The organism is Chloroflexus aurantiacus J-10-fl (assembly GCF_000018865.1).
GTDB classification, from domain to species: Bacteria; Chloroflexota; Chloroflexia; order Chloroflexales; family Chloroflexaceae; genus Chloroflexus; species Chloroflexus aurantiacus.
Map to the genome: position 1 here is coordinate 84,872 of NC_010175.1, position 13,506 is coordinate 98,377.

Sequence of the window (13,506 nt, forward strand, 5' to 3'; positions counted from 1 at the left end):
TACTGATCTGCTGTTGCTATGTTAGCACTTCACCTGACCAAAAATCGCAACAGGTCACAACAGTTTTTCGATATAGTTGTACACAATCCTGTGACAGCAAGATCGTCGTGCGCCATATATCGGCGATATGCAGACAAACGTGTTTTTGCGTAAGCACAGTTGTGAGTGAGGCGGCCCAGAAGCGTGGCTTCAACTCTCCGTAAAGCAGTTCCCAGGTAACAGTTGTGCACACAATAAGTGGTATACTTGTATAAACGAAACTGGTGTAAAGATTATCCTCGATTCCGCCTGTACAGAAACCGCTGCGACACTGAACAGCCGCGTGTTGCCGTGCATGCATTGTGCTGATGAGGGCTGCAATGACCACCTCTCACCTGCCGCTTGACCACCTTGTACGCTGCTGCAAGCAAGAACGCCAGTCGTATCGCGATTCCGGTGAACTAGCGTCACCATGTTGTATGCACTTATTTCGCCGCGCTTTTGCCGGCGAGCAAGAGGCATGGGGCTACGTCATCGACATTTTTCAGCCGCTCATTGACTCCTGGCTGCGACGGGTACGTGGTACCCGCCTGGATTTCATTGACGATGATGACTTGACGGCAGTCGCTCATGACGCACTCCTCAAGCTGCGCGACAGCGCCAACCGGTTACCAGAATTAACGACTGGGGATGACTTGAGTCGGCTCCTCGCTTACCTGAAGAGGTGTGCTATAAGAGAAGTGCAAACACTGTTTCGGCGTCGTAACCGATCAAGAGAAATTTCGTATATCAAAGACGATACTCCGCATGTAGCACATTTTCTCGACGCTGAGACAAGAATAACGCTCTACCAGCGTCTGCGAGAGGTGTTGAACGAGGATGAACTCTTCGTTATTGAACATCTCTTTTTCAAAGGGTATAAACCACAAGACATTATTCACTATTTTTCCGAACGATTTGTGGATGTTGATCATATTTATCAGATCAGACAGAATGCTCTGCGCCGTTTACGCAATGATCCGGTGATTCGTGATCTCGTCTTTCCCCAGGAACAATCGAGCGATCATCGTGATCCACCGATAGACTCGCCGCAAGATCGTCGCCAAAAACCGCGTGGACCAGATTCTCTTAAGATAGAGTTGGATCAAGAACAAAAGGAACCAGGGCTTATGGGTACTCCTTGCACACTCGACGAACAGATTCTGCTCGATTACGCTGCCGGACGATTATCGGTAGAGCAGCGTCTGCTTGTTGAAGCCAATCCTGATTGTGTGGCACAGGCGCAGCGACTGGCGGCTGAAATAGCGGCGATTGAGGCTAGCCTGTACCGTTTACAGTGTCCTGATGTTGACACCCTTCACGCCTACTACTATCGCGAACTGGAAGCGACGCAACACCTGATTGTTCATCGGCATGTCGAAGACTGTTTGTTCTGCCGGGAAGAGCTTGCACTATTGCAGGTGATGGACGAAACACCATTGATCGAACCATCGCCATTCGAGCGTGTCCGCCAGGTCGTCGAGGCAATCCTGCAACCGGCGCTGGCCTTGCAACTGCGTGGACAGGCACTCATCTATGCAGCGCCGGAGGTTCTGCTTACCCTGACGGTGCGCCGCACCAAACAGGGGGTGCCACAATGGACGGTCATCGGTGAGCTGAAAATGCCCGATGGCGCTCCTACAGATCAACCCATCGAGCAGGTGGTTGCAACCGTTACCGACTCGCACACGATTACTGCTGAAATCGATGAGGATGGCGTCTTCGTCATCCGCGATCTACCGCCAGGGACATACCGCCTCACCGTGTACACACCCGACAAAGAGATCGTCATTCGCTCACTCCAGATAGGGAACGACTGAGATGGACGACCTTATCGCCGAACTGATCGACTTGCCCGAAGCGGAGTGGCCGGGTTGGTTGACGACACACGCCAGTCGGTTGTCACTCGAAACGGTTGCCCGACTGAAACAGCGGAGTGATCAATTTATCAAGTCAGATTCGGCCAGGGCTGATCGCATCTCGCGGGCAGCAATTGCTGTCGCCGAACAGCTCCCTACCGAGCCAATCGCAAGGGCACTGGCGTACTGGGCGCGGGGGAATTGGGCAGTGTATCGCCGCCCGGAAGAGGCCGTTGATCTATACCAGAAGGCTCTCGTGGTCTACGAACAGATCGGTGATAGCGAAGCCATTGCCCGGCTTTCAAGCAATCTGATCCTTGCCTGTACTACGCTTGGCCGTTTCGCAGACGCATTGACCTTTGCCGAACGAGCGCAGCGCCTCCTGGAAGAGATCGCAGCAGGGCCGGTTATCTACCGGGTGAAATTCGGCATGAATTACGGTCTTCTCCTCTACGAATGTGGCCGTTACCAGGAAGCACTGGATGTCAATGAAAAGATGATAGCCCTCGCCCGCAATCATGGTCTACAAGAGGAGTTGGCCGAGCTTCAGGTCAATCAAGCCTTCACCCTGGCTGCAATGGGACGACTGGCGGAGTGTGAGCGACTGCTGATCGACAGTCGGCAGCGTCTGGAACAGCTCACTCCCAAACCTGTGCTCACCATTGCCCGGATCGACCTCAATCTGGGGGATTATTACAGCGCAACTGCCAACCTGTCGGCTGCATTGAACCACTTTCGGGATGCCAGCAAGGGCTTTCAGGAAGAGAATGTGGCGATGGATTACGCCACCGTCTTGCTCTACGAAGCCAACCTGCTCAAACGGTTGGGTGCCTTGCGCGAGGCGCGCCGGGCCTATGATCGCGCCTATCAGGCGTTTCGCGAAGATAATCTGACCCAATATGCAGCCCAGGCCCTGCTTGCCGGCGCCGCAGTGCGGCGGGAAATCAACCCTGCCGATCCCGAACTGCCAGAGATGCTGAACCGCGCCTGTGATATGTTTACAAACCTCCAGCTTCCCATCTGGCGCAACGAGACCCTGCTGGAACAGGCCAGGCTGGCATTGCTGTTCGGCAATTATGCCCAGGCCGAATCTCTACTCACGACTGCATGGTCGGAGGATGCGGATACGGTGCTGCACCTCGCGATTGATCATCAGCTTTTGTGGGGTCGTCTGCGCATGGCGCAGGGTGACGAAGCAGGTGCACTGACTGCCTTCACTTCCGCGCTGACCCAAAGCCAGAACGGTGCCCAAATCTGGTCTGAACGTGAGGCGCTGGTTGCGCTCGGCAATCTGTTGGCTGCGCGTCAGCCCGATAGCGCCATCCAATATCTTCAGGATGCTGTTCGCATTGACGAGCTGATGCGCGCGGAATTGAGTGTGGCCGAATTGACCGCAGATTTTCAGTCACGGCGGAATGACGCGCTGCCCCTGCTGGCAAAACTCGAATGGCAGGCCGGGCATTTCCAGACAGCACTCCAGACCGTCTGGCGCTGGAAAGGCGGGGCACTGATTGATCTGATCCGTCGTCACGATGGCTACACTGACGTCAACCCAACGATTGCCCAACTCCAGCAACGGATTGCCGTGCTGCGCTGGGAGCTGGAGCGCAAACAACGCGATGAAGAGAGCGAGGAGCGACTGGACGAACTGCGCAGGCAGATTCGCGACCTGGAAGCGCAGGCGTATCACGAACGCCGCTATCATATCCACAAGCCAGGTCAATCGGATGCGTCGATCTACAACTGGCAAACGGTGCTGAGCAAGCTGGATGCCGACTGTTTGATTGAATACGTCAGTATTGACAACGAACTATACGCATGGTGTCTCACCCGCAACGGTGATTGCACCATCACCACGCTCGGTTCGACATCGACCATCAGTGAACTGTTACAGCGGCTCGAACTCAAAAACCTGAACGCACTCCGCCTCAACGACGAACAGCGCCAGCAACGGGGTGAAACGCTGATTCGCGATGCCAGGGTGCTTTTGCAACGGCTGTACCGCACCCTGATCGAGCCACTCCCGATCCCGGTTGAAGGCAAACTGCTCATCGCCCCCTGCGCACCTATCCATCTGGCACCCTTTGCCGCGCTGTGGAACGGCAACAACTACCTGATGGAACGGTATCTGATCGAGCAGATTCCGACTGGTGCGTTGCTTGGTATACCAGTACCGGCAGGCCCATCAGGCCCGGCGCTCGTCATCGGCGCGTCGGCAGACGGTATGCTCGCCGCCGTGCAGAGAGAAATCAACGCGATTGCCGGCATCCTGGCCGACGCTGAGGTCTATCTGGATGATCCGGCAGCACTTACTGCGCTGCACAACCTGACCACAGCGCCACGCATTCTCCATTTCAGTGCGCATACCACGTTCGACGAAGAACCGACCATCTTCGCCGGTTTACACCTGGCCGACCGCACCTTCACCATCGAAGAATGCTACCGGCTGAACCTGGCCGGCACCGAACTGGTTACGCTCAACGGATGTACCACCGCTTACGGTATGGAGAGCGGTGGTGCGCTGATCGCGTTCCAATCAGCCTTCCTGATTGCCGGCGCGCAACGCTTGCTCGTCAGCCTGTGGCCAATCAAAGACGAACCTGCCGCGGGTTTGATGGCTCGCTTCTACCAGAACCTGATGCAAACGCAGTCACCGGCAGTGGCGCTGCGCCAGACCCAACGCGATCTGTTACACGACCCGGCGCTGGCCCACCCGGCGATCTGGTCGGCGTTTGCGGTGATGAGGCGGTAGGTGCGTAGTGCGAAACACCATTTGTTGTATGTCAATATAACTGCCCCATGCCCACCCCCCACTCACCTCACCCACATCCCAACCCACCGCCCGCCCTGCTGGCGACGCGGGCGGTGCGGGGGAGTCTATGGGTTGTGGCCAGTTCTTACTGGACGATTGGATTTGGGTTTCTGGCCAATATGCTGCTGATGCGCCTGCTCAGCCCTGATGTGTATGGCGAGTTTGCGCTGGCGATGTTCTTTTTTTCACTCTTCCAGGTACGCAGTAAGATTGCGCTCAACTACGCCTTCGCTCAGCAGCGGGCCATCACCGGCGAGACGGTAGGAACGCTGTTTGTGCTGGATGTGCTTGCCGGGTGGGGTGGGGTGCTGCTGGCGTTCAGTGTGGCACCACTGTTACGCTGGTTGGGCTATCCGGCAGCAGTGATCGAGATTATGCTGGTGTTGACGATTCTGTCTGGTATCGAAAGCCTGTTGGGCGTGTTTCAGATCGTACTGGAGAGTGATCTGCATTTTAAGCCGATAAGCATCATCAACGGGATTGCGATGCCACTGTCGTATATCCCGGCGTTTGTGTGCGCTTTTACCGATCTGAAGCGGTATAGCATCCTGGCTCAGAGCACGTCATTTACGCTGTTGTCGTTGATTGGCATTGGGTTGTATGCACTGTATACACAGCGCCATCTGCTACGGCTACGCTGGCGTTACCAGTCGACGCTGGCGGTAGCGTACCTCCGTTTCGGGATGACGTCCGGTTTGGGGCAGGCGATTGCCGGCCTGACCACGCAGGTAGACAATATGATCCTGGGCACTATCGCCGGAACAGTCCACCTGGGCTATTATGATCGAGCCTATCGGGTTGCCCAATGGCCGGCCCTGCTGCTGAGTGCAGTGCTCGGACGGGCAGCCATCTTCACGTATAGTCAGTTGCGCGATGATGTGATCCGGTTGCAACGGGCAGTCACACGGGTGTTGTGGGGATCGCTGCATCTGGCGGTGCCGGTAGCACTGGCAGTGATGTTGAGCGCCAATGAACTGGTGCCGTTGCTGTTCGGCGCTCAATGGGAACCGGCGATACCGCTCTTGCGCGTCCTGATCTTGCTGGCGGTCATCCGCCCGGTGTGGGACAATCTCAGTGCCTGGTTTATCGGGAGCGGTGAACCGCAGCGGGTCGTGGCATTGTCGGCGATTCAATTGTTGTTACTGGTGCTGATTGGAACACCGCTGACACTGATGGGCGGTGAATTCGGGATGGCAATTGGTGCCGTCATTGCTGCCGGGTGCAGTTTGTTGATCGCATACTGGCAGGTACGGCGGCAGCTTGTTGTTGACCTACGCCAGGTCTTGGGAAACCCGCTGCTGGCGGCGCTGGGGACACTCCTGATCTTCTGGTTGCTGGATCGTCTGGTTGGTAGTGGGCAACCGCTCTGGCTGGCCGTCGGCTGGAAGGCAGGTGTAGCGTTTGGTGGGTTTTTCTGTTGGGCATATGTGCTACAACCAGCATTGTTTCGGCGCCAGATCGGTGAGGTGTGGCGAGCGATCAGGGGCAAGGGCGAGAGAGACGCCTGAGAACCTGTTTAAGATACTGTAGGCTGAGCGCAAGGCAAAACAAATGTTTGATATAATACCATCTGGCATGAAATCAAACTTACAATACCTGACATGTTCAGCAAAAATACCCTTCCGAATTGATTCTTTATAGATACGGAGTCACAAGTGAAGCATCAGCGGACACCATCGCCAATCCTGCAGCGGAGAACGAGAAGACTCATTGCATTCGGCTGGTACGGAGGGAAATACTCACACCTCGACTGGCTTCTCCCATTACTTCCTCCGTGTCACCATTATTGTGAACCCTTCGGAGGATCGGCTGCTGTATTGCTGAACCGAGATCCAGCACCTGTTGAGACGTACAATGATATTGACGGTGAAGTCACCAATTTTTTTCGCGTACTGCGCGATCAACCGGATCAATTAACACGAGCGATTGCACTCACTCCTTTTTCGCGGGAAGAGTTTGCTCTGGCCTGCGAAATAGACCCCTCACTTGAACCAATTGAACGCGCGAGACGATTCTATGTGCGCGCTCGTCAGGTACGAACAGGGCTGGCTCAATCTGCTTCACTTGGCCGATGGGCAAATTGCAAACAAACCAGTCGGTCAGGAATGGCGGGTGCAATCTCGCGCTGGTTTGGTGCAATCGAAGATCTCCCTGACATTGCCATACGCCTGTTACGTGTACAGATTGAGAATCGACCTGCGCTTGAGGTCATCCGGCTGTACGACTCACCTGACACGCTTTTCTACTGTGATCCCCCTTACGTCCATGAGACGAGAGGTGACAATAATGCATATGCCTATGAGATGAGCAACGAAGAACATCAACAACTCGCTGATGTTCTCAATTCAGTACAGGGTTTCGTTGCTATCTCTGGCTACGATTGTGATTTAATGAATGAACTTTATTCGCCTCCGAAATGGATAAAGCATGTAGGACCAACAAGAACCATACACTCGACCAAAGACCAACGAACTGAAATTCTGTGGACGAATTACGATCCAATTCTCTATCAATCTCATACATTGTTTGGAGTAGAACTTGGAAAATCCTCATGAAATCCTAAAACGTATCCTGGAATACGTATCTGTTGATCTCTCCAGATCATCAATAACTGACCAGGAGATACGCACACGTATAGAATCTGTGTGTCGGCAGATCAGCAATCGGGCATGCACCCGCATGCTTATGGCTTGTTTACTTGCCAAAATTCACCGTCCAGAAATAGACCCTCGAAAACCTTATACTGAAATTGGCGGAGAAGACTCTTTTTCTGGACGAACCTATGACGAAAAGTATATTACACACTTTATTAACACCTATCAACTACCGCTCAATCCTACCACTGCATTCCTCACACCAGCTTTTCGCAATTTAGACAAGCCGCTTACCACCGACTTAGAGCTAGTAGGCCGACCACGACGCACGTACAAAGACACTCTACAACTGCTCGACGATGTTTACAGAGGACGAGTAAGTGCTGAAGATATGTTAGCCGAGATCATCCGAATATTAGTGGTGATTCGTGAAGAGAACCGGAATCGCATAAGAACGTTACTCGCCGGTCTTGCATCTACTGAAGACCCCTTGCCACTATCGAGTGAAGATATTGTCAGCTTAATTGAACAACACCTGAAATGCAAAAATTCCAGTAGATTACCAGTCCTGATTATTGCAGCAGCCTATCTTTCAGTCAGTGAGAAGATCGGAGAGTACATACAACCGTTACAAAAACATAACGCTGCCGATGAACAAACCGGTTCGTTCGGAGACGTTGAAGTATGCCTTGCAAATGACGACCGGGTAGTTACAGTCTACGAGATGAAAATGAAGCAAGTTACTATTGATGACATTGATCGTGCACGCGAGAAGGTAGCACGAGCAAGAGATAAGATTCACAATTATATTTTTATCACTACCGATGTTATAACCGACGATGTCAAGTTCTATGCAGCCAAATGTTATGAAGAAACTAATGACACAGAAATCACAGTACTGGACTGTATAGGGTTTTTACGTCACTTCTTACACCTTTTTCACCGATCACGGATACAATTCTTGAACCACTATCAACAATTATTGCTGAATGAACCTGACAGTGCTGTAAATCAACCTTTGAAAGAAGCATTTTTGACTCTCCGGCGAGCAGCAGAGATTGACAAGGGTTAATCTTATACAGATTTTCATCTTGAATTAGCCCGGTTGAAGTTGAGTGTTCTTCTTTTAATCAAAAATCACCTCTTCCACCATTGAAAAGCTATACCAAACGGCAAACCACGTTTGGCACCGGGTATACGAAGGAAACAACATTAGGGTTAGCGGTCGTATCAGCGGAACCTGCTGCGCATATCGTTGAGGAAAGAATTTCCAGGCTGTCTTTACCAATCCTTTCCCGACACCTATGAAAATCCTCTTTATCGCACGCTATCACCACCCTACCACGCAACGTAAGGTAGAGTATCTGGCGCAGGCACCTGATATTGATCTGTGTCACATTGTGCCGGCGTACCAGCCCCAATCCGCCGATCTACGTCCACTCGATGAGCAGCGTCGGTATCGACAACTCACCATCCCAATGCTGGGAAGTGTTAGTGATCCGCACCGCGCACTGTACCGCACCGTGACATTTCATCTCCACCGCTTTCGTCCCGACATCATTCACGCTGAAGAGGAGCCAGACAGTCTGAGTGCGTTGCAAATTGTCTGGGCACGCCGCATATGGGCACCCCAGGCCCGGCTTTTACTCCACACCTGGCAGAATCAAGACCGTCGCAAGTCAAGGGCAGTGCGCTGGGTGATCCGGCAAACGCTGGAGGCGGCTGATCTGGTCTTCTGTGCCAATAGTGAGGCGATCACGCTCTTGCGGCGATTTGGTTTTACCGGACCGGCACCACTCCTGCCGGCAATTGGTGTGGATACAACGCTCTTTCGTCCATGCGCTGCATATAATGGCTTGTCAGAGCAGTCTGCCGCGAAGTCTTCGTACACTATCGGCTATATTGGAAGACTGGTTTGGGAGAAGGGAATTGATCTCTTATTACAGGCGGTTGCCGCTTTGACCAGCGCGATGCCTGACAGGCAGATACAGGTATGGGTGACGGGGGCTGGGCCGCTGCAAGCTGAATTACAGTCACTGGCACGACAACTTGGCATAGAAGAGCGGGTAGTCTGGAAAGGCGCACAACCTCCGCACGAGATCGCAAAAATCTTATGTCACCTTGATGTACTTGTGTTGCCCAGCCGCACCACGAACGTCTGGAAGGAACAGCTCGGTCGCGTCTTGCTGGAAGCAATGGCGTGCGGCGTCCCGGTCATCGGCTCGACATCAGGTGCCATTCCTGAAGTCATCGGAGATGCGGGATTGATCGTGCCCGAAGGAGATGTTCAGGCATTAACGCAAGCGCTGAAACATCTGCTTTCTACACCTGATCTGCGGCAAACGCTGGCGCAGCGTGGCCGTATACGCGCTGAAACATATTACACGCAACGTCATCTTGCGGAACAAACGCTTGCTATCTATCGGGAGATCGTGGCTTGAGAGGTGGAACAGTAGGAAGCTGTTTTTGTCGATGTGAGATTACTATCAGGTCGAACAACAAGGCTCTGTTTCGGCAATAGATGATGGTGGCTTCGATGGAGATGGCTGTAGGTGTCATCATCCTGACGTTTGCTCACAGAGATGATATGAGACACACCCCTACCCCGGCCCGCCCCCGCTGGGCTATGCATTACCCACATGTCACACAGAAGCCGATGTGATGCCTCATATCACATCATTATGGATACAGTGCAGCATCCGTCACACGCACCAGGCGGTCCTGTGTTCCCCGCAGCGTCCTGCTCCCCACCGCCAGCCCAGTCCTGCGGTCGTGCGGGCTGAAGCCCTGCTTCACGACCTGCATGCCCTTGCGGGGCTATCCACGAGCACGCCCGGCCCCCACTCCCCGCCGCCAGGCCAGCCCCGAAGGGGCTTCTACACATTGAGACAGGGTTGTAACCCGCCGACTCGCCAGCCATCACCTCCTCTCCCGCTTGCGCGCTATGCAGTATCCAGGTTATGGGTAATGCATAGCGCTGGGAGCGGGTGCACATTCCACTCTGAGCGAGCCGGAGGCTCGCGCTCCCAGTTTCCAGGAGCACCCCTCCACCCCGGCCCGCTCCCGCTGGAGGCTATGCATTACCCACATGTCACGTTGCGTTAGGACAGGCTGCACGCGCTCCCCGTGGCGGCTTCCCGTGGCGCAGGCTTCCAGCCTGCGTGGATGCCTCCTCTCGACCGCCGGCAGGGGCTGGACGTGGCCGCTGGTGCGCAGGCTTCTCGCCTGCGCCACGCCCGCGACCGACGCCCTGCGATATTGCCCAGGGTTTCCGGCGATGATGTACGGTGTTGGTCAAAATGTGATAGTGGGGATGAGCAAACCAGCCAGATATGCGCTGCACACCCTCGTCCTCGTGGCCCGCACAGCAACCGCTGCCACCCGCCCGTGATCGTGAGCACGGCTGGCGCAGCAGCATGGCTGCCGCACGCCAAACGTCGCGCCACGGGTCATGGTGGTCGGCAACGGTATCCACGCTGAAACGTGATCCCCCTGTGCGGAGAGCTGCGGGGTAACCGCTGCGACCTCCACGAGATCGCAAGCGCGGCTGGCGCGGCAGCATGGCTGCCGCACGCCACACCGCGCGACACGTGTATGACGAGCGGGTCAGGCAATCCATCCAACACGTGCTGGCACGGCTGGAGCTGCGCACTGCCACCGGGCCAGTTGCTCAAACAGCACCCATGGCGATCATCCCCGCTGATACGCACGTGGTTGACACCATAAGTGTAGTTGTGGGTAATGCATAGCTGCTGGGGGCAGGGGTGAATGATTCAGTGTGGGGCGAGCCGGAGGCTCGCGCTCCCAGCTTCCAGGAGCACGCCCCCACCCCGGCCCGCCCCTGCTGGGGGCAGGGGTGAATGGTTCAGCGTGGGTCAGGGCGAGCCGGAGGCTCGCGCGCCCAGCTTCCAGGAGCACACCCCCACCCCAGCCCGCTCCCGCTGGAGGCGGGATCACACCCCTACCCTGAGCGAGCCTCCGGCTCGCGCTCCCAGCTCTCAGGGGGATGCCGGTGCGCACACAGCGATGCAGTGCGCAGATGTAGCGTCAGGGTCATGACCTGACAGCGGGCCGTGACTTCAATTACGCCAGATTTGGTATCAGAGACACATTGCCATCACAGGTTCTGGGCTACCACTTCTTCGCGCAGTGAGCTGCTCACAGACCACGTGCTATACTACGGTGAGCTGGCCGGTCTTGCCCGCCCATCGTGCCGTGTCTGATGGATGTTGAATGTTATATGACAAGATATATGAATCACCAGGTACAAAAGGGGTATCATTCAGCGGAATATTGACTTCAATGTATGCCATCATCCAAACAACCGAATGGAGAACAACGCTATGACCTCACAACCACCCCAGACAGCGCAGAAAAATCCGGTCGAAATGCTGCAAGATCAGGTAACCCTGCTTGCTCACATTCACCAGACCCAGCAAGAGCAATTGCGTTTTCTCGCTACCGATATTTATCGCACTCAACAAGAGCAATTACAGGTGCTTCGTTCACTGAGCGAGCAACTTGCGAGTCTTCAGGTCGAGGTGAGTCAATTTGCCCAATCGGTGCATCGAGTCCAGGTTGAGGACTTTGATATGCCGTTCACTTCGATGGTGCCTTTCTTACTCAAGAGATCGTTCGCATTAGGTATTGTTAGCATTATCCTTGGTGTTATCGGTTTATGCATTTTCTTCGCATTGATAACTTTCGCAGGTCCGTACTTCAGGTTTTGAACGGATTATCAAACGTTCGCATTTTAATTGCGACATAATGAGTAGCACAAACATATCGGCCATGTTCTGATATGTTTGTGCTGCTACTGTACATATCATTCCTGTATGCACCATTCTGATATGCGCCAAAACACCTCTCTTTTACCACCTGCCTCGGTTATTGTACTGACGCACAATACCTGTGAGCTGACAATCACCTGTTTGAAACAGTTTTATCAACAGGCATTAGATCATGGGTGGCAGGTGATTGTGGTTGATAACGGTTCAACCGATGGTACGTATCAACGACTAACCGGGTTGTTTCCGTCGGTAGAGGTGATGCGGAGCGAGCAGAATCGCGGCTTCGCCGCCGGTAATAATCTCGGTCTGCGCCGGGCAATGGGTCAGGCGGTGATTCTGCTCAATAGTGATGTGCTGGCCTCTTTTGCGACACTGAGCCGTCTGCCAGAGTTTCTCGCCCACTATCCGCAGGTGGGTGTCGTTTCACCACAATTGCAAACGGCAAGTGGCTTGCCACAAGCCTTTGCATACGGTTGCGATCCCACTCTGCCCTACCTTCTGCAGCGTGGGCTGTGCTGGCTGATCTGGCGTAAGCCGTTGCACGATTGGGGGGTTGCCGCACCTATCGAAGTTGACTGGGTTTCCGGGGCCTGTATGTGTGTGCGGCGTGCTGCTATCGAGCAGGTCGGGCTGCTTGATGAAGGCTTTTTTCTGTACTTTGAGGATAATGACTGGTGTCTGCGTATGCGCAACGCCGGCTGGAAAGTGATGTATGTTCCCACTTACGCCGTGACGCATCTGGGTGGGCAGAGCTGGCCGACGCCCCGGCAGGCCGGTCAGCATTACCGGCAAAGCCTGCGCTATTTCTATCAGAAGCATTACGGGCCGCTGGCGACCGGATTGCTGGGGGTGGGGTTGCTGGGGTATCAGGTGTTGCTGAAACTCATGGCGTTCAGGTTGCGGAAGGAAGAAGATTAAAATTATGTCAAATTAACAATGTGCGGTAAGCAGTCGCTAACCAGAAATCATTGCAAGATAGAGCATCGTGACATGCACGCACATCGCCCCCGTGACCGGCAGGGTAGTCTTTGAGGCATCCACGATATAGCTTCACACTACGTTGGCAGGGCGACACTGATACCGCTCCCTGTTGGGCGGCCTTCGGCCGCACGTGTGCATCACCTGTACCAGCATTCTCTTCAAATCCGCACCACTTCTCCCGCACCGTCAAATGAACGGCCAGACCAGGGTACACGACGCGACCGCTTATCCTCGCCAAAATTATCAGAGGCACCACCTCACCATGCGCCTGATCACGAGCACGGCTGGTGCGGCAGCGTGGCTGCCGCACTCCGCATTGTGCGCCACGAGCAAGCCTGCCTGGAAACAGCATCCACTCCGGTGTGTGATCCCACGGCGTGCGCAATTGCTGAGGGCACCGATTGTCGTTATTTACTCTACACTATGCATTGCTACCGCATTGAGAACCTTCA

The 13,506-nt window shown here is 54.4% G+C and carries 9 protein-coding genes; all 9 read left to right on the plus strand.

Going from position 1 to position 13,506, the window contains the following annotated elements; all coding sequences use genetic code 11:
* The first annotated feature begins 458 nt into the window (after window positions 1-458).
* The 9 genes from CAUR_RS00355 (at window position 459) to CAUR_RS00395 (ending at window position 12,991) form a co-directional block, all read left to right on the plus strand.
* Window positions 459-1,838 carry an RNA polymerase subunit sigma-70 gene (locus CAUR_RS00355; RefSeq protein WP_242605006.1) on the plus strand — a complete coding sequence of 460 codons (1,380 nt, stop codon included), beginning with the start codon at window positions 459-461 and terminating at the stop codon, window positions 1,836-1,838.
* 1 nt (window position 1,839) lies between these two features.
* Window positions 1,840-4,629, plus strand: a complete 2,790-nt coding sequence (locus CAUR_RS00360) for a CHAT domain-containing tetratricopeptide repeat protein (protein ID WP_012255983.1) — start codon at window positions 1,840-1,842, stop codon at window positions 4,627-4,629.
* Window positions 4,630-4,676: 47 nt separating this feature from the next.
* Window positions 4,677-6,197 carry an oligosaccharide flippase family protein gene (locus CAUR_RS00365; protein ID WP_012255984.1) on the plus strand — a complete coding sequence of 507 codons (1,521 nt, stop codon included), beginning with the start codon at window positions 4,677-4,679 and terminating at the stop codon, window positions 6,195-6,197.
* Window positions 6,198-6,344: 147 nt separating this feature from the next.
* A complete protein-coding gene (locus CAUR_RS00370) occupies window positions 6,345-7,244 on the plus strand; it encodes a DNA adenine methylase (RefSeq protein ID WP_012255985.1) in 900 nt (299 codons plus the stop codon).
* A 130-nt stretch (window positions 7,245-7,374) separates the two neighbouring features.
* Window positions 7,375-8,355 carry a DNA methyltransferase gene (locus tag CAUR_RS00375; protein WP_242605007.1) on the plus strand — a complete coding sequence of 327 codons (981 nt, stop codon included), beginning with the start codon at window positions 7,375-7,377 and terminating at the stop codon, window positions 8,353-8,355.
* Between the two features lie 232 nt (window positions 8,356-8,587).
* On the plus strand, window positions 8,588-9,724 hold the full coding sequence (locus CAUR_RS00380; RefSeq protein ID WP_012255987.1) for a glycosyltransferase: 1,137 nt from the start codon (window positions 8,588-8,590) through the stop codon (window positions 9,722-9,724).
* A 1,119-nt stretch (window positions 9,725-10,843) separates the two neighbouring features.
* Window positions 10,844-11,032: a hypothetical protein gene (locus CAUR_RS00385; protein ID WP_157866350.1), complete on the plus strand. Its 189-nt coding sequence runs from the start codon at window positions 10,844-10,846 to the stop codon at window positions 11,030-11,032.
* A gap of 594 nt (window positions 11,033-11,626) precedes the next feature.
* Complete coding sequence (locus CAUR_RS00390) at window positions 11,627-12,013, plus strand: hypothetical protein (RefSeq protein ID WP_012255988.1); 387 nt, start codon at window positions 11,627-11,629, stop codon at window positions 12,011-12,013.
* Between the two features lie 120 nt (window positions 12,014-12,133).
* A complete protein-coding gene (locus tag CAUR_RS00395; protein WP_012660376.1) occupies window positions 12,134-12,991 on the plus strand; it encodes a glycosyltransferase family 2 protein in 858 nt (285 codons plus the stop codon).
* The last annotated feature ends 515 nt before the right edge of the window (window positions 12,992-13,506 follow it).

Coding starts and splice junctions, on each gene's coding strand:
- CAUR_RS00355 (WP_242605006.1), top strand. CDS start 459: ATGCACTTATTTCGCCGCGCTTTTGCCGGCGAGCAAGAGGCATGGGGC.
- CAUR_RS00375 (WP_242605007.1), top strand. CDS start 7,375: ATGGCTTGTTTACTTGCCAAAATTCACCGTCCAGAAATAGACCCTCGA.
- CAUR_RS00385 (WP_157866350.1), top strand. CDS start 10,844: ATGGCTGCCGCACGCCACACCGCGCGACACGTGTATGACGAGCGGGTC.
- CAUR_RS00390 (WP_012255988.1), top strand. CDS start 11,627: ATGACCTCACAACCACCCCAGACAGCGCAGAAAAATCCGGTCGAAATG.
- CAUR_RS00395 (WP_012660376.1), top strand. CDS start 12,134: ATGCGCCAAAACACCTCTCTTTTACCACCTGCCTCGGTTATTGTACTG.
- CAUR_RS00380 (WP_012255987.1), top strand. CDS start 8,588: ATGAAAATCCTCTTTATCGCACGCTATCACCACCCTACCACGCAACGT.
- CAUR_RS00360 (WP_012255983.1), top strand. CDS start 1,840: ATGGACGACCTTATCGCCGAACTGATCGACTTGCCCGAAGCGGAGTGG.
- CAUR_RS00365 (WP_012255984.1), top strand. CDS start 4,677: ATGCCCACCCCCCACTCACCTCACCCACATCCCAACCCACCGCCCGCC.